The sequence below is a fragment of the Holophagaceae bacterium genome (assembly GCA_016720465.1).
In the GTDB taxonomy this organism is placed as follows: domain Bacteria; phylum Acidobacteriota; class Holophagae; order Holophagales; family Holophagaceae; genus JANXPB01.
In genome coordinates, this window is the sequence record JADKKO010000001.1 from 827,272 (window position 1) to 845,889 (window position 18,618).

The following is an 18,618-nucleotide window of genomic DNA, read 5'->3' on the forward strand; positions in this document are numbered from 1 at the left end:
CCCCGCGTAGGCAATCAGAACACTGGCCCCCGCACGACCATCCTGGGTTCAGTGAAGGATTCCATGGCCCAGCGGGGGCCTTCGAGGCCTTGTCCCGAACCCTTCAGCCCGCCGAAGGGCGCGGCATCCATGCGGAAGGTCGGGGGCAGGTTGATCAGCACGCAACCGGCCTGGAGCCTGTCTTCGGCGAGCCTTTCGTGACTTGCATCACGGGTGTAGACCGAAGCCCGCAGTCCGAATCGCGTGTGGGCGGCGCGGCCCAGGCCGTCTTCGAAATCCGCGACCTTCGTCAGCACGGTGATGGGGCCGAACAGCTCGTCGCACTGCAGCGGGTCGCCCTCGGAAACATCCGTGAGGATGGCGGGCGGCAGCAGCGCGCCCCTGCGGCGGCCGCGGAGCAGCACCGAAGCTCCGCCCTGGACGGCGCGCTCCAGCGAGGCCTCCAGGCGCGCGGCCGTAGCCTCGTCGATGAGCGGGCCCACAACCGTGGCCTCCTCCATGGGATCGCCGCAGGGAAGGGCTTTTACCGAATCCACGAAGGCCGCGGCAAAGGCATCCCATAGATCTTCGTGCACGTAGATCCGCTGGGCCTTGCAGCAGCTTTGGCCGGCCGCCGCCACAGCCGCGGGGGCCAGGACCTTGGCTGCCGCGGCGGCATCAATGCCCGCATCCAGCACCACCGCCGCATTGCCTCCCATCTCGAGGATCAAGGGTTTGCCTCCGAGGATTTTTTTCAAGTGGTGGCCCACGCGGTCGCTGCCCGTGAAGCTCACCACCTGGATCCGCTCATCGAGCGCCAGGGCCTCAGCCGCCTCCGGCGGCACATCCGCGAACTGCAGCAGATGCTCCGGAGCGTTCAGTCCTGCGCGGGCCTCCTCAAAGGTGTCGAACAGCAACTTGGAGGTGCGGGGCGCCTGCGGGCAGGGTTTCCACACGGCGCTGCACCCCGCGGCGATGGCCGGGGCGAGCTTGTGCAGGGCCAGATTCACGGGAAAGTTGAACGGTGTGATGGCGAGCACCGGGCCCCGAGGGATCCTCTGGAGCCTGGCCAGGCATCCCGCTGAACCAGCCATCACATCGTAGGGGATGGCTTCTTCTCCGAAGGCGGCCAGCGCTTCTTCCGTGGCTTGGAGAGTGATGAGCCCGCGCTGGAGCTCGGCGCGGGACAACGAGATCGGTTTGCCGGTTTCCTGGGTCGCGAGCCGCGCAAGCTCTGCGGCCGATGCGGCCACTCGCTCTCGCCAGTGCTGGATCAACGCGCGCCGGGCGTGCCTGGGTGCGTGGCGCCATGCCTCGAAGGCCTGCACAGCCCTGGGTGCGAACAGCTCGATGCTCATGGGCCCAACCTTTTCTGCTCATCCAGCAGCGCAGCCCGCACCTTGGCGGCCTCGGCCTGGAAAAGGGGGATGAGGCCCGCGGTGCCCGGAAGTTCATCCAGGCGGCCTGCATCCTCAAGGCGCTGGCAGAGGCCCTGGAGTCCATAGGCCCCCAGACTGGCGGACGTGCTTTTCAGCGTGTGGGCGATCTTGAAAACGGAACGCGCGTCGCCTTCGCCATGGGCCTTCAGCAATCCTTCCACCCGGTCCGGCAGCTGCTCCAGGTAGACCTGGATGAGGTTGCCCAGCAGGCTGCCGCCGTCATGGCCCTTGAAGGGCCGGAGCTGGTCGAGGGCCAGGGGATCGAGGGTCGGAGCATTCATGGGACCTGAAAAGATAACGCGTTTTCCACCTGGTTGGTCTGCGGCGTTGCCGCTCATGGGATCATCGCCCATGGCTGATCCCATCCAAGTCAACGAGCGCGTGGTGGTGCCCGAGCGGGCCCAAAAACTGAAGGCGGTGCGCAGCGGCGGCCCAGGCGGGCAGAACGTCAACAAGGTATCCAGCAAGGCCGAATTGCGCATCGACCTGGCGCTGATCGAAGGCCTGGACGAAGGAGCCCTGGCCCGTCTGCGCCACCTGGTCCGCAACCAGGTGGACGCGGAGGGCCTTTGGATCATCAGCAGCGACCGATTCAGGGACCTGCCGAAAAACATCGAGGACAACCGGGCCAAGGCCATCGCGGTCATCGCACAGGCCCTCGTCGTCCCGAAAACCCGCCGCAAAACGCGCCCCTCGAAGGGCAGCAGGGAGCGCCGCATCGAATCGAAAAAAAGACTTGGAGCCGTGAAGGCAGGGCGCCAGGGTGCCTGGGATTGACCCAGATACCGTTTAATTGATGAAGCGCCGAAACCGCACGAAGGAAGATATTCGTGTCTTATTCGCGCTGCCTCGTGGCTGCTATCCCACCGAAGTCCGGTGGTCCCGGCCTAGTGGTCCCGGCTGACTTCCTGGATGATGCGGTAGATGCGCTCTTTGGCGCGGAGTTTGATCTTTTTCAGTTCCACTTCTTCCAAGGATTCCTGGGCGGAAAGGCGTGATTTGGTGCGGAGGCGCCCCAGCCGTTCATCGGCGGCCCGGTGCTCTTCCATGAGCTTGCGGAATTCGAAGTGCTCCTTCATGAGCTTTTCTTGAACATCAGGCCGCAGGAAATCCATAAGAACCTCCAGAAACCGCCTCCGCGAGGCGGGTGATCCATCTGAACCAGGATGTCTGAATGACCCGAAGGTACGCTCCATTTAAGGTGCGTCAAGGGATGAAAAACCTGGAGTGGTGCAATGGTTGCTTCACGGCCCCGAACCCAGGAATTTCCTTTAGCAATGGGACCGTTCCTAGGCCATCCTCGTGCCATGTCCCTTGTGGTGGATCGGTTGAGCTTAGCGCGCGCGGACGGAGTCCAGCTCCTGGCTCCGCTGAGCCTGGAACTCGGGCCGGGAGAATGCTTGGGCCTGGTCGGAGAATCCGGATCCGGCAAAAGCCTGCTTGGCCAGGCGCTTTTCGGGGTCCTGCCCCCGGGGGTCCAGCAGGTTGGAGGCTCAATCCGGGCCTACGGCACCGCCCTCAATGAACCCTCGAAGGCCCGGGACCGGATCCGGGGCCGCCGCATGGCCTGGGTGCCTCAGGATCCGCTTCAGGCCCTCAATCCATTCATGAGGGTGCAGGACCAGTTGGCCCTCCTGCCAGGCATCCACCTGGGCGAAACCACATCCCAGGCCGTCGCGCGGCTGAGCCCGCTCCTGGAACGCCTGCGCCTGCCCACGGACAAGGCCTTCCTCCGCAAGCATCCCCACGAATTGAGCGGCGGCCAGCGCCAGCGCTTGCTGCTCGCCCAGGCCCTGAGCTGCGACCCGGATCTTTTGGTGCTGGATGAACCCACCACGGCCCTGGATCCCACCGTGCAGGCGGATTTTCTTTCCCTGATGCTGGAACTCCAGGCCGACAGGTCCCTGGGCTACCTCTGGATCAGCCACGATCTCGGCGTAGTGGCATCCGTCACCACGCGGCTGCTGGTGCTCTACGGCGGCGAGGCCATGGAAGCCGGGCCCACCTCGCGCCTGCTGCGAGCGCCCCGCCATCCCTACACCCGACGCCTGCTGCAGGCCGCCAGGCGGGAGCCCAGCCACGAAGCTGGCTTCCTTCCGGGCCCCGCAGAGCGGCCAAAGGGCTGCCCCTTCCAATCCAGGTGCCCGGAAGCCCAGGCCGGCTGCGCAGCCTGGACAGCCTGGCGCGGAACCACCGCGGACGGATTGCGCTGCGAATCAGAGCTAGATGGGGTGTCCCGGCTGTGAGAGCATGAATTGCAAGGTTCCGCGCGACGTGGACCGGAATGGATGAACCCATGCTGACCTTGCCTCTGATGGAAGCCCTGACCTTCGACGACGTGCTGCTGGTGCCCGGTTTTTCGAGCACGCATCCGAATGCGGTGGACTTGAGCACGCAGCTCACGAGGGACATCCGCCTGAACATCCCGCTGCTCTCGGCGGCCATGGACACGGTGACGGAAAGCCGCATGGCCATTGCCCTGGCGCAGCTTGGCGGGCTTGGGCTCATCCACAAGAACCTGAGCATCGACGACCAGTCCGAAGAAGTGGACAAGGTGAAGCGTTCGGAATCCGGCATGATCACGAACCCCATCACCATCGCGCCGGACGCCCCGATTCGGGACGCCGAAGCCCTGATGGCCAAATACAAGATCAGCGGCGTGCCCGTGGTCCAGGGGCACAAGCTGGTGGGCATCCTCACCAACCGCGATCTGCGCTTCGAGACCCGCTGGGACCTGCCGGTTTCCGAGGCCATGACGAAGGAGAAGCTCGTCACCGTGCCCGTGGGCACGACCTTGCAGGAGGCCCAGGCGATCCTGCAGAAGCACCGCATTGAAAAGCTGCTGGTGGTGGACGCGCAAGGGGCCCTGAAGGGCCTCATCACCGTCAAGGACATCGAAAAGTCCATCAACTACCCGAACGCTTGCAAGGACGGGTTCGGCCGCCTGCGCGTGGGGGCAGCCCTGGGCGTCGGCAAGGATCTGCTGGACCGCGCCAAGGCACTGGTGGAGGCCAAGGTGGATGTGCTTTGCCTCGACAGCTCCCACGGCCACAGCCAGGGGATCCTGGACGCGCTCCGGATGCTGAAAAGCGCGCTGCACGATACCCCGATCCTCGCGGGCAACGTCGCCACCTACCAAGGCGCGAAAGACCTCATCGATGCCGGCGCCGCCGCCGTGAAGGTGGGCATCGGACCTGGTTCCATCTGCACCACGCGCATCGTGACCGGCGCCGGGATGCCCCAGATCACCGCCGTGTCCGAGGCCAGCCGCGCCTGCCGCGAAGCGGGCGTGCCCTGCATTGCCGATGGCGGCATCAAATTCAGCGGCGACATCGCCAAGGCCGTGGCGGCCGGCGCGGACGCCGTGATGATCGGCAGCCTGTTCGCAGGCACCGACGAAGCGCCGGGGGAAACCATTTTCTACAGCGGCCGCACGTTCAAGACCTACCGCGGCATGGGCTCCCTGGGCGCGATGAAGAAGGGATCCGCCGACCGCTATTTCCAGGAAGGCAAGGACGACTCGAAGCTGGTCCCGGAGGGCATCGAAGGCCAGGTCCCATACAAAGGAAAGATGGGCGATCTGGTCACCCAGCTCATGGGCGGCCTGCGCGCCGGCATGGGCCTGAGCGGCGGCAAGGACGTCGTGGACTTCCAGACCAAGGCGAAGTTCGTGAAGATCAGCAGCGCCGGGCTCCGCGAAAGCCATGCGCATGACGTAATGATCACCAAGGAAGCCCCGAATTACCGGATGGATTAGGGGCCGTTGCGCCTTGGCCAGCGCTTTCCTGGTCAAGACGTTACGGCCCTTTATGTCGGCCAAAAGAGCCAACACGATGGTTGATGGACCGAGCAAGGTCGAAAGCATTGCCGCCTCTGCTACCGATCGCAGGCCGACGCGATGGGTGATGGTCCGAAGGAAGGTCGGTGTTGTTTCAGTCCACGTCGCACCCCGGCCATCGCTCCTGGCTCAGCGCTCCCGCACGAATTCCAACTTCGGATAGGCCACTTGGAATCCCATTTTTTCTAAATTGAATTGGGAGTGTCCATGCGGCGCCGTGGCGCTGCAGGCGAGGGTGCAGTCCAATGCCTTGGCGAAGGCCAAGCGGGTCTGGATAAGTGCGCCCTGCCCTCCCCGCCCGCGGAATTTCGGGCGCACCGAAGTACCTGAAAGGGCCGCGGTGTTCTCGTAAATGCCAACGGTTCCAGCGCCCACAGGCTCCTCATCCAAGAAGGCCAGAAAGCAGGTGGTGCCCTTCGCTTTGGTGGTCGGGAGCATGATACCGAGTCCCTCGTCGCTGAGTTCGTCGCGTTCGAAGAAGCCAGCGGCAACCACGCTGGCGAAGAGTTTTTCTTCGCCGGGTTCGATGGGCCGCACCATGAATTCCGATGCCGGGTCTGGCGGTAGTTCATCCATTTCGCGCATCCAGACCTGCTGGAACATCTGAACGCGATAGCCGCGTTTGGAAAGAAATGCGTAGAGGCCTGGATCCGCCCCCGCGCTGAGTTCAAGCACCGTGGGGCGGCCGAGGATGCCCTCAAGGGCATCCAGTTCCCCCTCCTTCATGGGTCCGTCCAGTCCAAGAGCAAGGCCCTGGTTCAAAATGTGTCCAGGGCCTAGGTACACCGCGAAGGCGCCCCGTTCCCGGCTCCCGATGCGCTCGCAGCGCGCGCCGGATTCAGGATTCATGAGAGCCTGGGCTTCCGCCATGGCCTGATTCTGCGAAGCCTGGGCGAACTCCAGACGGCGGCAGAGGGATTGCAAATCGAGTTGTGCGTTCATGGGTGTTCATTCCTTTTCGTTCAGATGAGTTTCGCCGCGCGCATCGCGCAGCCTTCAACATGCATGCGTCCTGGAGCTAGGCCCTGACGGGCCCCTCAGCAGGGTCCAGGCGACACGCGAACGAATGTTAGGAAGAACAGAGGCCTACTCGAAAGAGATGTTCAGCATAGCGTAAAAAAATACTACGCGGAGGGTAGCGGAGGTGCGGAGGGAAGCGGAGAAAAACCATTGTTGAAATTCCACCGATCTCCTCAGCTACCCTCCGCTTTCTCCGCTCCCGCCTATCGCGCGTATACGCGCTCCTGCTCGCTTCGCTTGCAGAGGCAGGAACCCTCCTCCGCGTGGTGTTCTTCAATCTTAGGTCCAATACCCAATGCAAAAGCACGGCCCTCTTGCGAGGGCCGTGGTGGATCGGTAAGCCGGATTCTGTCCACCCTCGCGGGCCGTGACGTCATTCCTCTGGGACCCGCATCACTGCTGGCCTCTAGCGACCTACCCGCCGGCTCGATCGGGCCAATCCTCACTGATCGCTCAGCACGCCGGCTTATTTGGTCTTGCTCCGTGAGGGGTTTACCATGCCCGCCCTGTCGCCAGCGCGGCGGTGGGCTCTTACCCCACCCTTTCACCCTTGCCTGTGCTCCTTGCGGAGCCATCGGCGGTCTGCTCTCTGTTGCACTTTCCGTCGGATCGCTCCGCCCTGGCGTTACCAGGCTCACTGCCCTGCGGAGTCCGGACTTTCCTCTGCGCGTTAACACAGCGACGCCCTGATCCACTTGTCCAGGCTATCAGCAATCAGCTCTCGGCTTTGAGCTATCAACTTTGAGCCCATGGCTCATGGCTCGCCCCTGATTCACGGCTTGTACCACCGCCACAGGTACCAGGCGACCACGCTGCGGTAGGGACGCCATTGTTCGGCGCGCTGGCGCATTTCCTTGAGATTCACTTTCTCGATGCCGAACACGTCTCCGTAGGCGGCGCGGACGGCGAAATCATCAACGGGCCAGATGTCCGGGCGGCCCAGACGGAAGATCAGCAGCATCTCCACGGTCCAGCGGCCGATGCCGCGCACATCGGTCATGCGGGCGATGATTTCCTCGTCGTCGAGCTTGCGGAGGCCCGCCCAGCCCGGCACCAGGCCCATCAATGTCTTCTCCGAAAGGTCCCGCATCGCGGCGGCCTTCGCTGCGCTCAATCCGGCGCTTCGAAGCAATTCGATGTCGGCGGCCAGCACATCTTCGGGGCGCAAATGCCTCGACTCGAACAACCCCTTGAAACGCCCCCAGATGGTGGCGGCGACCTTGCCGTTGAGCTGCTGGTAGACGATGGATTCGGCCAACGCCTCGAAGGGGCTGTGGTTGGGCCGCAGCGCCAGCTTGAAATCGCCGACTTTCTGGATGACGCGCTTGAGATCCTTATCCTTGCGCAGCAGTTTCAGCGCCGATGCAGGATCGAATTCCAATTGAAAGCGGGCCGCCATCAGTTGGATTCGGCGCTGATGGCGACGGTCCATAGGCCCGTGGGATCGGGGTGCATCAGCCATCCCGAATTCACCGGGCGCTCGACCCACGCGCCTTGTTCCAGTTCCTGGTCGAGCTGCATCGGCCCCCATCCTGCATAGCCCAGGAACAACCGGAAGCGGCTGTCGGGGTCCGTCATCAATTCCTCCAGCAGATCCTTCCGATGGCTCACGAAATGGGTGAAATCGAGCACCGTGTCCTCGGGGCCCGGCAGCCCGCCTTCCACCAGCAGGATGCCCCGCTGGGGGTCCACGGGGCCGCCGCGCCAGGCGGTGGCCTCCTCTGGACCCGCGAAGTCGAGGCCGCTCTCTTCGCAGATCTGCGCAAGCGCGAGCGGCAAGGGGCGGTTCAGGATGATTCCCAAGGCCCCCTCGTCGTCGTGCTCCACCAGCAGCAGCACCGAGTGCATGAAATTGGGGTCCATGAGCAGAGGGCTCGCCACCAGGAGACAGGGGGCATTTAGCGTCATGGGCCTAGGATAGCGTGCTTGCTCCATTTTCCGGCGGGATGTCCTCATCCAGGAAATAGCCCGGGTCCTCGATCTCCACCAGCTCGCCGAGGCCCAGCCTGCGGAGCGTTTCCTCATTGAAATCCGCTTCCTGCCAGCGCGGGTCCGACTTCCCGTTGAAGAAATGCTGCGAGGCCTCGCCCGCTTGGTAGCTCCCGGCGCTCAACCAGAGATGGACCCAGCCGATGTGGTTGATGCGCGCCCAGATCTTCATGGTTGATCCTTAACGGGAAGGCAGCCCCGGCACCCGCCACATGGCCAGTTCATCGCCCAATCCAGGAACCGGCAGCAGCCCATTCTCGATGGCCCCGTCGTCGCTTTCGGGTTCGCAGAAATAGACGGCGATGGCCCCCAGGGGCTGGTCGGTCCGGACCAGCCCGGCGCCCGGAAAGGCGGCGCGGGGGCCCGTCTTCCAGGAAACAGACAGTTCCCCCACCCGGGCCGCTTCCAGGATGGCCCGGCCCCCTTCGGAGCCCAGATCCTCCACCACCGGAACCTCCACGTCGAAGCTGCCGGCCGCCGCTTCCACCGAGAGTCCGTGCTGGCGCAGGTGCGCCGCCAGGGGCGCGGCCACAAGGTAGGCGGCGGGCCGCTCCACGACCTTGGTCCCCACGAACCGGCCGATGTGCGGAATGGCCACGGACGCCGGCGCTCCATCCAGCGTGCGCGGAATCCGGGTGAGGATCTCAATGGGCTGGTCGAAGCGCTCGAGGCCGTAGCGCACCGCCACGCGGTCCCTCGGGATGCGGCAGGCCGACACGGTCCGCAGCACATCATCGCCATGGGCGGCCACGAAGCGCAAAGTTTCGAGCATGAACGCGTAGGCGGTGCGCACGCGCTCCGCGAAGGTGATGTAGGAATAGCACTCCAACAATAGGTCCATGCGGCTGGTGAGCCCGCGGTAATTGCTGCCGAAGCGTGGGTGATGGGGATAGGTCATCCAGCCTTCCCGAACGGCGCTGCCTGGATCCGCCTCGCCATCCGTGTCCAGGACCCGTTCGTCCTCCACGAAATTGCCGTACCACCCCGCGTCCAGCCCGTGGTTCGCCTTCAAGGCGGCGGTGACGGGACCCAGAAGCTGCTCCCGCATGTAGAGGATCGGTTCCGCGCGGCCGCTCTCGATGGTGTGGGGGATGTCGTAGGTCATGGAAAAGCGGTGGACCGATCCGTTCGTGGCATGGTTGTCGATGGTCAGGTCCGGCTCCCAGGCCTGGCAGACCCGGGTCTGCAGCAGGCGCATTTCGATCGATTCCTGGCGCATGTAGTCCCGGTTCAGGTTGATCCTGCCGGCATTCACGCGGGTGCCCACGCCGCTTTCCGGGCCGAGCTGCCCGTTCAGTTTCGGAAGGTTCAGCTTGCGGTTCCCGGGATCGATGGCGTCGTTGCCGTCGGGATTGAAGAGCGGCGCGATGACCAGGGTGAGCCTGGCCAGGATGTCCCCTCCGTCCAGGCGGCCCTTGTCCGCCAGCAGGTCCCGCGCCAGCATCAGGCAGGCCTCCTTGCCTTCCACTTCGCCTGCGTGGATGCCGCTGATGACCAGCACCACCGGGAGGCCCAGGGCCTTGGCCTGGGCGGGAGTCTTCACGCCTCGGGATGACAGCACGAGCAGGGGAAGGTCCCGGCCTCCGGGGCTGGCGCCGAATGAACTCACGGACAGGCGCGCATCGCCTAGGGCATCGAGCGCGGCGATGAAGGCCATCACGTCCGCATGGCGGGATGTCTCTTCGTAGGAGGTGGCTTCAGCGCGGGTCTGGAGGGACATGGGAACCTCGTCTGTATTCGTCCGGATCACTTCTTGAAATAGGCCCGGATGCCCTTGACCACCGCCTCGGCATAGCGCTGGCGGAACTCCGCGTCGCGCAGGTTGGCGGCATCATCTTCGTTCGTGAGATTGGCCACTTCCACCAGGACCTTGGTGCGGGCCGCGCTGTAGCGGATGACGGCGGGGATGAAATTCCTACCGTCGCGGTGGATCACATTCCGGATGGCGCGGTTCGGGTGGACGAGGATCCTGGATTGCCTGAGCGCCCTTACCAGCGCTTCGCCGAAGAGGCGCGACCGGGCCTCGCCCTGCAGTTTCTCTCGGGAGCTGAAGGACGCGCGGCTGCCCTTCTTCATCTCGCGGACGCCGGCGCCCCGGTTGGGGCCCAGCGAGAAATTCGAAGGCACGAAGCTGGCGCCAGGCACATAGACCATGGTGCCGCGCGCCGAGGGATGCAGGCTGTCGGCGTGGAAGCTGATGAAGAGGGTCTTCTGGGCGTCGCCCTTGCGCAAAAAAGTGGTGAAAAGGTCGTTGGCCAGCACCCACCGCAGATGGACGCTCACGGCGCTGGGGCTGTCGCCGTCGATGGCGAAGGGGGGCGTGGTGAGGACCTGCGCGATCCTGCTGGGGACTGGAATGTCGTCGCGCAGCTTGAATCCGATCCCCGGGTAGCGGATGGTGCTGCTGACCTGCGCATCGGTGGCTTCCTCCAGGATCTGCTTCACGCGGCAGCAGATGTCGTAGACGAAATCCGATTCCCAGATGCCGTTGGCCGAGGCCCCGCGGTCGATCCCGCCGTGCCCCGCATCCAGCACCACCCGCAGGCCCCCCAGCTTCGGCCCCGCATCGACGCGCCGGGTCTGCCGGACCTCCTCGCGCATCTCCTGGTCGGCTTTCAGGGCCACGGTCCCTTCGGGCTGGAAGGGGGCCGACAGGGCTTTCGCGGGAATCTTGATGAGGGTGCCCGGCTGGATGCTGCGGACGTCGCCGATGCCGCTCCGCCGGGCGATCTCATCGGCGAAGGCATTCACCTCCTTGGCATCCACCCGATCCGTGTAGCGGATCACCACCGAGGAATAGAGGGCCTCGCCCTTGCGCAGGCGGTAGGCCGCGTATTTTCCTTCCCTGTCCTCGTCGAAGTCCAGCAGGGCGCGGTAGGCGGCGATCTTGCCATCGTCGTCCAATTCGTCTTCCGGCTGGCTGTGGACCGGAGGCGTGCCGCTGCCGCCCAATTCCGGCGACAGGAGTTTCTGGGGAATGCGCCAGAGGTCGCCCGCATTGAGCTTCTCCGGGTTGCCGGGATTGGCTTTTTCGAGCTTGTCGTAATTCTGGCCGTGCCCCATGAAGAGCGAAGCCATGAGCCAGACGGACTCCAGCTCCGGCCAGCGAACTTTATGGATCACTTCCTCGCGTTTCCACTGGTCCTCCGGGAACAGCGACTCCAGGACCCAGCGCTTGCCTTCGGCGCTCAGGTCCTCGAAAACCGCCCAGCCGCCGGATGCTCTGCGGAGCAGAAAAGTCCGGGGCAGCGGCTTCGCCTCGATCAGGAGCCCTTTGCGGAACTGGAGGCGGAGCACGGCCCGGCCGCCGCCGGGCACCGGGGCCCGGACCTCCACGGGCGCGGGATCCGCGGCGAGAAGGCACACCGTGGGCGCGAGGAGGAGCAGGGTCTTCAGGACTCCCACGGCGTTTCGTCTTGATCGGAAAAGGCTTCGCCGGAAAGCCCGCTGCGGACCCAGGATTTCAGCAGCTCCTGCATCGCGGCCGGATTCCCGGTCCTTTGCGGCAGGAATCGCTTGAAGCGCCGCTCCAGATGGCCGGCCCCTTCCTCGAGCAGGAACAGCCGGTCGGTGATGCGGCCCACGGGGTCTTTCGAGGCGGTGGGCGGCAGTTTGAGGCCGCTCAGGTCCAATCCCGCGGCCTGCAGCGTGAAGATCCACTCCATGTCGCCGGCGAGGATCCGCAGCTTCGCGCGGACGGGCCGCATGCCGCGGCTGATGGCTTCGAAGGCTTCGCGGCTTTCCGCCGGATTGCCTTTGCGCAGGGAGATCTCCTTCACCTCCCCCTGTTCGGACTGGAGCGTCACCGCGTCATCCACGAAGCAGCTCGAAAGATCCCCTTCCTGCCCCGAGGCTCCGCCCTCGGTGAGGCCGCGCATCCAGAGCCATAGGAGGAATTCCTCGCCCAGGAAGCGCCCCTGCTCGATGAGCTCCAGGGGCTTGGAGGGTTTGGCGGACTTCGCTGAGGTCGGTTGGGTCATGCGTCTTCCAGGGCGAGATCCAACGGATCCAGGGCCATCAAGGTCTCCGTCGGCAATTCAGGCGCGATGCGGCCTGCGAGGAGCAGCGGCGCCAAGGGCTGGAGCTCGCAGCCGAAGGACTTGATGAAGAGGCTTTGCAGCGAGCCCTGGGCCCTGCTGGAACCCGCGGTGGTCCAGAGCAGGCCACCATTCAGGTCCCAAGCCAGTTCCACGATCCTGGGCGTGGGCAGCACTTTCCGCAGCAGCTCCACCTTCACCTCATCCTGGAGGGAAATGCGGGCTTCCTTGCCCACGAAGGCGAGATCCTTCTCCTGCATGAGCGTGCGCAGCCGCAAATCCACGTGGGCCTTCAGAAGCGCATTGGGCACCCGGCGCGTATCCATCCGCAGCGCGAACAGCGCGAAGCGGTCCTGCGTGACCCAGTCCGCGTCTGGGGGAAGGATCAGCGGATTGCGCCAGTCGCACCAGCCCATGCGCTCCTCCTCGACGCCATCCTCGAAGGGCCTGAACATGTCCTGCTTCAGCCCCGCGATGAGATCCTCCTCCGAGGGCACCGGACCCATCACAAGGAAGCGCCGCAGGGACAATCCACCCTGGGTGAGACTCACTATTTGCCTCCGAAGATGCGCCAACCGCCGCGCTTGGGATCTTTTGCCGGGCGGGTCCGTGGAAGGGACTCCAAGGGATTGATGACCACGGGTTTCTCGCCTTCCGCGGGCAGCGGAAATCCTGGATCATCCAGGGCGAGCAGCAGGGCGGTGACGTTGTCCCGGGCGCCGTGGAAAAGGACTTCCTCGAGCATCAGCTCGAGGGTGCGCCGCGTGGAGTAGCCATAGGCGAGATTGGCCTGGATCCGCGCATCGGTGATCTCGCCGTGCAATCCGTCGCTGCAGAGCAGCAGCCGGTCCCCGCGCCGCAGGGGCACTTTGCCCAGGACCGCCACGATGGGCTGCGGCGCGCCGATGGCCTGGGTGATCATGTTGCGCTGGGGATGGGTGCGGGCCTGCTCCCGGGTCAAGGTCCCGCTGTTCACCATCTCGTTCACCAACGTCTGGTCCACGGTGAGCTGCAGCAGTTCCCCCCGCCTGAAAAGATAGGCGCGGGAATCGCCCACCTGGCAGATGTAGGCGAAGCCGTTCCAGAGGACCGCGGCAGTGAGCGTGGAACCCATGCCGCGCGACGAGCGGTCATTGTCTGAATAGCGGAGCACCGATTCGCTGGCGCCCTCGGCCGCTACCTTCAGCGTTTCCAGCAGGCCTTCCTCGGTGGCATCCTCGGCGGGAAAGCGCCCCCAATGCCCGAAAATGTGCAGCGCCGCGGCGGCCAGCCCCTCGCGGCTGGCGACCTCGCCCGCGGCCGCGCCCCCCATCCCGTCCGCCACCGCCGCCAGGAGGCCGCTCCTGCAGACTTTTTGCATGCGCAAAGGCCCATTGACGATGGGCTCCTCGCCATCCAGCGCATTCACGAGATAGGCATCCTCGTTGTTCTTGCGAACTTTTCCGAGATGCGTGATGGCGGCGTAGTCAATGAGCATGCAGGGGTGCGCTTAGAATCAGGGTTGGACTCGGTGTGATTAACTATAGCCTCACGAGGCTTCGATGTCCGGCCATGTTCCATTCTTCGACCTGTTGCTTGGGAGTCCGGCCTCCCCTGGCTTCGCCACGGCCGCGGCCGCTGGGCCCATGGGCATCCCCCGCGCGCCAGGCTGGGAACGCGGTTGATGGAGCGGTTGGCCATCATCGGTCCAGGCACCCTGGGACTCTCCCTCGCGCGGTGGGGCGCGGAGTGCGGGCTCCAGGTGGCCCTCGCTGGACGGAACCGGGACCATGTGGACAGCCGGCTGGGGGAAGCCGACCTCCGCTGGGAGATCGCCGTGCGAAAAGGCCGCATCACCGCCGGTCAATGGCAGGAGGCCCGCGGGCGGCTGCGTGGGTGCGGCACCTGGGAAGCCGCAGTGGAAGGCGCTCGCTGGGTCCTGGAGGCCCTGCCTGAGTCCCTGGATGAAAAGGCGCAGGCCTGGTCGCGTCTGGATTCCTTCCTTCCCGGGGTGGTCTCCCGGCTCACCGGCACGTCCAGCATTTCATCCGCCTCCATCCAGGCGGCTTCGGGCATGGGTTCTCCTCTATTGGCCTTTCATTGCTTCGTGCCGCTGGAACGGATGGGCATCGTGGAGTTGGCAGGCGGAGAAAGGGTTCCCAGGATAGCCCTGGAAGGGGCTCTGGCGCTCGCGGCGCGCCTGGGAAAGCGTGTGGCGATGGTCCAGGACCAGACAGGCTTCGCAGCCGCTAGAATGGCCCTTGCCCAAGGGTTGGAAGCCATGCGGCTGCTAGAATCCGGCATGGCGAGCGCCGAGGATCTGGATGCCCTGCTCACCCAAGGGTACGGCCATCCGGTCGGGCCCCTGGAATTGTCGGATCGGATAGGACTGGATCTGCGGTTGACGATTGCCAAGCAGATCTTTGCTTCCACCGGTGATCCGCGCTTTGATCCTCCGGGAATCCTCCGGCAATTGGTGGACCAGGGAAGATTGGGTTTGAAGACCGGCGCGGGATTCTTTGAATGGGATGAAAAGGGGAAACGCAGATGATTCCCTGGATCCTGACGGCTTTTGCCCTCCTCGTGGGGCTATGGTTGGCCTACAAAATCGGCAAGATTGTGCTTCGAATCGCCGCGGGGCTGGCTTTCCTGGCATTCATCGCCGCGCTGATCTGGTACATTTTTCTAAGATGACTTATTAAGTTCCAATCTTTGAAGGAGCAACGATGGCAGCCATTTCTTGCACCCATTGCGGCGCGGATCTCACCGCCCCCCAAAGCGTCCGCATCGCGGAGTACCATTTCGGCCGCCTGGAGAAAGTGGATCAGGAACCGCTGGCTGGACCTGGATTCAAGTACCATTTCGAGCAGCCGGACACCTTCACCATCCTGTGCAATTCGTGCAAGCGCCTCGTCAGGACCCTGCCCATCCGCCGGTAATGTTTTCCTGCAACAACCAAAAGGGCCCCGTTCGGGGCCCTTTTGGTTGAGTGGATCCAATCAGTTCTTGATGATTCTAGGTGTGATGAAGATCAGCAGCTCCGCATTGCTTTCGGAGGTGGTCTTGTTCCTGAACAGCCACCCGAGGAGGGGGAGCTTGGAGAGGAAAGGGACGCCTGCGCTGCCGTTGCTGGTGCTGTTGGTGTAGACGCCGCCGAGGATCGCGGTCCCGCCATCCCTGACCAGCACGGTCGTATTGATGGATTTGCGCAGGATGGTGGGCGACCCCTGGACCGTGCGGCTGAAATCGGCCTCGGATTTCTCGATCTTGAGATCCATGAGGATGGTGCCGTCATTGGTGATCTGAGGCGTCACGTCCAGTTCCAGGTTCGCATCGACGAAGGCCACGGTGATGGCGCCGCCGGCTGCTCCGCCTTGCTGGCTGGGATACGGGATTTTCTGGCCCGCCAGGATCTTGGCCGCCTTGTTGTTCTGGGTGACCAGTTTCGGCTGGGAGACGATCTTGACTTTGCCTTCCTTCTCGAGGGCCTGGAGGATGAAGTTGATGCTGATCCGGTTGCTCAGGAAGGAAACCCAGTACTCCGCAGCGGCGCCCGGGATGCTGGTGATGCCGTCCTTGCCTGGCGCGAAGCCCAGCGTGACGTCATTCTGGCCGGCCCCGGGCCGGTTGTTGATGGAGTTCCAGGAAGGGCCGTTGCTGGTGACCCAAGGAGCCGCGGCCCCGCCGATGGTGAGATCAGCGCCGCCGCCATTGGTGGTGGGCCATTTCACGCCGAAGGCTTTGTCGAAGTTGCCGCTCGCCTCGACGACGCGCGCCGAGATTTCCACCTGCTGGATCTGGACATCCAGCTGAGCGATCAGGTCATCGACCAGCGGAAGATTGCGGGGCAGATCCGTGATGATCAGGGTGTTGGTCCGCTCATCGCTGATGATATTGCCGCGCTTGGTCACGACCTTTTCGAGAATGGCTTTGACGTCTCCCACCTTTGCGTAGGAAAGCGGACGCGTGACGCTCTGGAGGTCGCCCGCGAGGGCTTTCGCCTCGTCGAGGGCCTTGCGGTCGTTCTCCTCCTTCTGGAGTTTGTCCACCCTGGCGACGCGCAGCACGCCATGGTTGATTTCCTTGCCGAGGCCCGCATTCTTCAAAATCATGTCAAGGACGAGGTCCGCCGGGGTATCCGTGAATTTGAAGTTGTAGGTGCCCTGGACATCCTGGTCCATGATCAGGTTCAAGTGCATGCTGTCGGCGATGATGCGGAGGAATGTGCCCAGGTCGGCGCTAGGAATATCGATGGTGATGGGGGCGCCCACGTATCTGGCTTCCTGTTCGCCCAGCGTCCGGCCCGCCTGCTGGCCGTAATTGGAATTCCCAAGATTCCCCTTGCCAGGTGCCTTGGATTCCTGGGGCTGAGGCCCCAATGAGGAAGGCATCAGTGCCGAAGCCGTGATGACCGGAAGGAGGCGATAGGGAGCGCCCACCGAAGGCACCGGAGCCGTGGGTTGCACTGCCAGTGCGGCAGGCGCCTTCACGGGTTCGATGAGGACGTTGGATTGGGCTTCCTTGGGGGCTTCGGCTGGAGCCGCCACAGCAGGCTCAGGGGAAACTGCCGGTGGGGGCGGGGGTGTTGGCGGAGCCGCAACCTCGGCAACCGGTGTCGCAGGACTTCCCGCAACAGGTTCCACAGGGCTGGCGATGATTTCCGTTGGAACCGGAACCACAGGCGTAGGCCTGATTGATTCCGCGACCGTCATTTGTTCGGCCGGCACCTGGACGGCCGGGGCGGCTGGCGCAAGCGCGGGGGAGGATACCGCAAACCTGGCCTGGACCGCGCCACTGCCAGGCAGAAGCACCAGATCGATGCCATCGGCCTGCTTGGAGACAGTGACTTGCGTGCCGGGAACAACCTCCAGCACGAGCCTGGTCACCGGCTCCGGGGAAACGGCGAACTGGGCGACCCTGTATTTCAGGATCAATGGATGCGCAAGGGCGGCCAAATCCTTTTTGGAGAGCTGATTGCCACGGTTCACGCCGGGCAGGTCCACCACAACCCTGTAAGGGGAGGACAGCACCTGGAGGCGCGGAGCAGCCGTGAAACCTGGGATTTCGATTTGAAGCCGTGCACCGGAGCTATCCACTGGCATGAGGAATGCCTTTTGGAGGGTCACCGACCGCGGGGCTGCTTCAGTCTCTGGGGGAGCCGCCGTGAGGGAACCGTTTGGCACCCCCGCCAGCACCACGCCCCCCGCAACCAGCAAGGAACACAGGCGAGCATTCATCGTTTACCCTCCTCGCGTTTAAAAGTCTTAGTGATCGTCTTGTATTGAGTCTTGACGGTTGAATTTGGATCCCACTGGTGGAAAGTGACCGCCTTGTCATCCACGCTCACAATCTCGCCATCCCTGAATTTGTATCCCGATGGGAGGAAACGGACATTTCCCCGACTATCTGTAACAACAGCAAAAAACTTGCCTTCCCTTTTAATGATGCCTTTCACCGCGATGTCATCGACCATGTCGCCGCGTTTAGCTGGCTCGGCATCGGACGGCGCGGAGAAGGGATCACGGTTGATCGTCGGACGATAGGGGATTGCTTTCCGCGCAATGAGATCTTCAGGGGTAGGCTGGCTCTCCGCATTGCCGCCTGTTTCCGCGGGGTTCGCGGCTGGCGCCGTCTCGCCTGGTTTCGCGCTCGATTTCTGGGCCTGTCCCCATAGGCCAAGAACGAGGGTCGAAGCCAGTAAATGAAGCGCGAGGTGGTTGATTCTTGGCCGGTTCATGGTTGGATGCTCCGTCACTTCTTCTTGGTCTCTGCGCCGATATCCGCAGGGGCCTGGGCAGGGTTATAGACGAAGGCACTGATCCGGCAGGTGGCGGTTGCCGGGAACACGGATTTTGCATCGGCTCTCTTGAACTGGATATTGGTCATATTGATGATCTTTTCATAACCGGAGATCAAGGAGGCGAATTGTCCGAAGGAATGGTATCCAACCCGGAAATCGAACTTCACAGGATATTCGGTGTAGTAGGTGGTTTTGATCGGGGGTTCCAGGGAGAAAGAACTCTGGTCGATACCGGCGTTGTCCGCAAGCTTCTTCATGCGGATGGGCATCTCCCCGCGATCCTGCTCCGAAGGCATCACCTTGATGAGTTCGTCGAGCCGTTTTTCCGTCTTGGTGACTTCATCTTTGAGCTTTTCGTAGTTCGCTTTCAGCTGGAAGCCTTTGTCCACTTCCTTCTGGAGGCTGTCGATGCTGGCCTGGATGCTGACGAGCTCATCCCGCTTGCCGCCAAGGACAAAATAAATGACGATGCTCAATACAATGCCCGCCAAGGCACCCAGGAGGATCTGATTTCGGAGCTGGGTATTCATCGCTTAC

General features: G+C 63.6%; 21 protein-coding genes and 1 other RNA gene. 6 read left to right on the top strand and 16 right to left on the bottom strand.

Going from position 1 to position 18,618, the window contains the following annotated elements; genetic code table 11:
- Positions 1-14: 14 nt before the first annotated feature.
- Both IPQ13_03670 and IPQ13_03675 read right to left on the bottom strand, forming a co-directional pair.
- Positions 15-1,337, bottom strand: a complete 1,323-nt coding sequence (locus tag IPQ13_03670) for an aldehyde dehydrogenase family protein (GenBank protein ID MBL0210003.1) — start codon at positions 1,335-1,337, stop codon at positions 15-17.
- Positions 1,334-1,699, bottom strand: coding sequence for an Hpt domain-containing protein (locus tag IPQ13_03675; GenBank protein ID MBL0210004.1), 366 nt, complete (start codon positions 1,697-1,699; stop codon positions 1,334-1,336). Before IPQ13_03675 ends, IPQ13_03670 begins: the two co-directional genes overlap by 4 nt.
- A gap of 70 nt (positions 1,700-1,769) precedes the next feature.
- On the opposite strand from IPQ13_03675, the gene arfB reads away from it, so the two are divergent.
- Entirely contained in the window at positions 1,770-2,195 is a 426-nt protein-coding gene (gene arfB, locus IPQ13_03680; protein ID MBL0210005.1) for an aminoacyl-tRNA hydrolase, read from the top strand.
- 110 nt (positions 2,196-2,305) lie between these two features.
- Here arfB and IPQ13_03685 read toward each other — a convergent pair whose 3' ends face one another.
- Positions 2,306-2,533, bottom strand: coding sequence for a YdcH family protein (locus tag IPQ13_03685; protein MBL0210006.1), 228 nt, complete (start codon positions 2,531-2,533; stop codon positions 2,306-2,308).
- A 213-nt stretch (positions 2,534-2,746) separates the two neighbouring features.
- Between IPQ13_03685 and IPQ13_03690 the strand changes: the two genes are divergently transcribed.
- Positions 2,747-3,664 (top strand): ABC transporter ATP-binding protein, encoded by a 918-nt coding sequence (locus IPQ13_03690; GenBank protein ID MBL0210007.1) that lies wholly within the window; start codon positions 2,747-2,749, stop codon positions 3,662-3,664.
- A gap of 50 nt (positions 3,665-3,714) precedes the next feature.
- Positions 3,715-5,175, top strand: coding sequence for an IMP dehydrogenase (gene guaB / locus IPQ13_03695; protein MBL0210008.1), 1,461 nt, complete (start codon positions 3,715-3,717; stop codon positions 5,173-5,175).
- A gap of 210 nt (positions 5,176-5,385) precedes the next feature.
- On the opposite strand, the gene IPQ13_03700 is transcribed toward guaB, so the two are convergent.
- From IPQ13_03700 to IPQ13_03745, 10 genes are all read right to left on the bottom strand, one after another.
- A complete protein-coding gene (locus IPQ13_03700) occupies positions 5,386-6,198 on the bottom strand; it encodes a GNAT family N-acetyltransferase (protein MBL0210009.1) in 813 nt (270 codons plus the stop codon).
- A 403-nt stretch (positions 6,199-6,601) separates the two neighbouring features.
- Positions 6,602-6,970: RNase P RNA component class A (gene rnpB, locus IPQ13_03705), an RNA gene on the bottom strand.
- Positions 6,971-7,048: 78 nt separating this feature from the next.
- Positions 7,049-7,675, bottom strand: coding sequence for a DNA-3-methyladenine glycosylase 2 family protein (locus tag IPQ13_03710; GenBank protein MBL0210010.1), 627 nt, complete (start codon positions 7,673-7,675; stop codon positions 7,049-7,051).
- Complete coding sequence (locus tag IPQ13_03715) at positions 7,675-8,139, bottom strand: YqgE/AlgH family protein (protein ID MBL0210011.1); 465 nt, start codon at positions 8,137-8,139, stop codon at positions 7,675-7,677. The genes IPQ13_03710 and IPQ13_03715 overlap by 1 nt, the downstream gene beginning before the upstream one ends.
- Before the next feature lie 49 nt (positions 8,140-8,188).
- On the bottom strand, positions 8,189-8,437 hold the full coding sequence (locus IPQ13_03720) for a hypothetical protein (protein ID MBL0210012.1): 249 nt from the start codon (positions 8,435-8,437) through the stop codon (positions 8,189-8,191).
- A 9-nt stretch (positions 8,438-8,446) separates the two neighbouring features.
- A complete protein-coding gene (locus tag IPQ13_03725; protein MBL0210013.1) occupies positions 8,447-9,922 on the bottom strand; it encodes a M14 family metallopeptidase in 1,476 nt (491 codons plus the stop codon).
- 89 nt (positions 9,923-10,011) lie between these two features.
- Positions 10,012-11,670, bottom strand: coding sequence for an N-acetylmuramoyl-L-alanine amidase (locus IPQ13_03730; protein MBL0210014.1), 1,659 nt, complete (start codon positions 11,668-11,670; stop codon positions 10,012-10,014).
- The gene (locus tag IPQ13_03735; GenBank protein ID MBL0210015.1) at positions 11,658-12,245 is read right to left on the bottom strand and encodes a hypothetical protein; all 588 of its coding nucleotides are present in this window, start codon (positions 12,243-12,245) and stop codon (positions 11,658-11,660) included. The genes IPQ13_03730 and IPQ13_03735 overlap by 13 nt, the downstream gene beginning before the upstream one ends.
- On the bottom strand, positions 12,242-12,853 hold the full coding sequence (rdgC, locus tag IPQ13_03740) for a recombination-associated protein RdgC (protein MBL0210016.1): 612 nt from the start codon (positions 12,851-12,853) through the stop codon (positions 12,242-12,244). Before rdgC ends, IPQ13_03735 begins: the two co-directional genes overlap by 4 nt.
- The gene (locus IPQ13_03745) at positions 12,853-13,779 is read right to left on the bottom strand and encodes a serine/threonine-protein phosphatase (protein MBL0210017.1); all 927 of its coding nucleotides are present in this window, start codon (positions 13,777-13,779) and stop codon (positions 12,853-12,855) included. Before IPQ13_03745 ends, rdgC begins: the two co-directional genes overlap by 1 nt.
- A 186-nt stretch (positions 13,780-13,965) precedes the next feature.
- Between IPQ13_03745 and IPQ13_03750 the strand changes: the two genes are divergently transcribed.
- From IPQ13_03750 to IPQ13_03760, 3 genes are read left to right on the top strand one after another with little or no spacing between them, the layout of a single operon-like run.
- Positions 13,966-14,832 (top strand): 3-hydroxybutyryl-CoA dehydrogenase, encoded by an 867-nt coding sequence (locus IPQ13_03750; protein ID MBL0210018.1) that lies wholly within the window; start codon positions 13,966-13,968, stop codon positions 14,830-14,832.
- Complete coding sequence (locus IPQ13_03755) at positions 14,829-14,975, top strand: hypothetical protein (GenBank protein MBL0210019.1); 147 nt, start codon at positions 14,829-14,831, stop codon at positions 14,973-14,975. The genes IPQ13_03750 and IPQ13_03755 overlap by 4 nt, the downstream gene beginning before the upstream one ends.
- A 32-nt stretch (positions 14,976-15,007) precedes the next feature.
- On the top strand, positions 15,008-15,220 hold the full coding sequence (locus IPQ13_03760) for a hypothetical protein (GenBank protein ID MBL0210020.1): 213 nt from the start codon (positions 15,008-15,010) through the stop codon (positions 15,218-15,220).
- A 60-nt stretch (positions 15,221-15,280) separates the two neighbouring features.
- Here IPQ13_03760 and pilQ read toward each other — a convergent pair whose 3' ends face one another.
- The 3 genes from pilQ to pilO are packed head-to-tail and all read right to left on the bottom strand — an operon-like array spanning position 15,281 to position 18,611.
- Positions 15,281-17,518, bottom strand: a complete 2,238-nt coding sequence (gene pilQ / locus IPQ13_03765; GenBank protein MBL0210021.1) for a type IV pilus secretin PilQ — start codon at positions 17,516-17,518, stop codon at positions 15,281-15,283.
- Complete coding sequence (locus tag IPQ13_03770; GenBank protein ID MBL0210022.1) at positions 17,515-18,018, bottom strand: hypothetical protein; 504 nt, start codon at positions 18,016-18,018, stop codon at positions 17,515-17,517. The genes pilQ and IPQ13_03770 overlap by 4 nt, the downstream gene beginning before the upstream one ends.
- Positions 18,019-18,032: 14 nt before the next feature.
- Positions 18,033-18,611 (bottom strand): type 4a pilus biogenesis protein PilO, encoded by a 579-nt coding sequence (gene pilO / locus IPQ13_03775; protein ID MBL0210023.1) that lies wholly within the window; start codon positions 18,609-18,611, stop codon positions 18,033-18,035.
- Positions 18,612-18,618 lie beyond the last annotated feature (7 nt).

What these genes read in the sequence shown, in the direction of transcription:
- IPQ13_03675 (MBL0210004.1), bottom strand. Translation starts at nt 1,699, where the DNA reads ATGAATGCTCCGACCCTCGATCCCCTGGCCCTCGACCAGCTCCGGCCC.
- IPQ13_03760 (MBL0210020.1), top strand. Translation starts at nt 15,008, where the DNA reads ATGGCAGCCATTTCTTGCACCCATTGCGGCGCGGATCTCACCGCCCCC.
- IPQ13_03670 (MBL0210003.1), bottom strand. Translation starts at nt 1,337, where the DNA reads ATGAGCATCGAGCTGTTCGCACCCAGGGCTGTGCAGGCCTTCGAGGCA.
- IPQ13_03720 (MBL0210012.1), bottom strand. Translation starts at nt 8,437, where the DNA reads ATGAAGATCTGGGCGCGCATCAACCACATCGGCTGGGTCCATCTCTGG.
- IPQ13_03735 (MBL0210015.1), bottom strand. Translation starts at nt 12,245, where the DNA reads ATGACCCAACCGACCTCAGCGAAGTCCGCCAAACCCTCCAAGCCCCTG.
- IPQ13_03700 (MBL0210009.1), bottom strand. Translation starts at nt 6,198, where the DNA reads ATGAACGCACAACTCGATTTGCAATCCCTCTGCCGCCGTCTGGAGTTC.
- IPQ13_03750 (MBL0210018.1), top strand. Translation starts at nt 13,966, where the DNA reads ATGGAGCGGTTGGCCATCATCGGTCCAGGCACCCTGGGACTCTCCCTC.
- IPQ13_03725 (MBL0210013.1), bottom strand. Translation starts at nt 9,922, where the DNA reads ATGGCCTTCATCGCCGCGCTCGATGCCCTAGGCGATGCGCGCCTGTCC.
- IPQ13_03755 (MBL0210019.1), top strand. Translation starts at nt 14,829, where the DNA reads ATGATTCCCTGGATCCTGACGGCTTTTGCCCTCCTCGTGGGGCTATGG.
- IPQ13_03715 (MBL0210011.1), bottom strand. Translation starts at nt 8,139, where the DNA reads ATGGACCCCAATTTCATGCACTCGGTGCTGCTGCTGGTGGAGCACGAC.
- IPQ13_03685 (MBL0210006.1), bottom strand. Translation starts at nt 2,533, where the DNA reads ATGGATTTCCTGCGGCCTGATGTTCAAGAAAAGCTCATGAAGGAGCAC.
- arfB (MBL0210005.1), top strand. Translation starts at nt 1,770, where the DNA reads ATGGCTGATCCCATCCAAGTCAACGAGCGCGTGGTGGTGCCCGAGCGG.
- pilO (MBL0210023.1), bottom strand. Translation starts at nt 18,611, where the DNA reads ATGAATACCCAGCTCCGAAATCAGATCCTCCTGGGTGCCTTGGCGGGC.
- IPQ13_03710 (MBL0210010.1), bottom strand. Translation starts at nt 7,675, where the DNA reads ATGGCGGCCCGCTTTCAATTGGAATTCGATCCTGCATCGGCGCTGAAA.
- guaB (MBL0210008.1), top strand. Translation starts at nt 3,715, where the DNA reads ATGCTGACCTTGCCTCTGATGGAAGCCCTGACCTTCGACGACGTGCTG.
- pilQ (MBL0210021.1), bottom strand. Translation starts at nt 17,518, where the DNA reads ATGAATGCTCGCCTGTGTTCCTTGCTGGTTGCGGGGGGCGTGGTGCTG.
- IPQ13_03770 (MBL0210022.1), bottom strand. Translation starts at nt 18,018, where the DNA reads ATGAACCGGCCAAGAATCAACCACCTCGCGCTTCATTTACTGGCTTCG.
- IPQ13_03745 (MBL0210017.1), bottom strand. Translation starts at nt 13,779, where the DNA reads ATGCTCATTGACTACGCCGCCATCACGCATCTCGGAAAAGTTCGCAAG.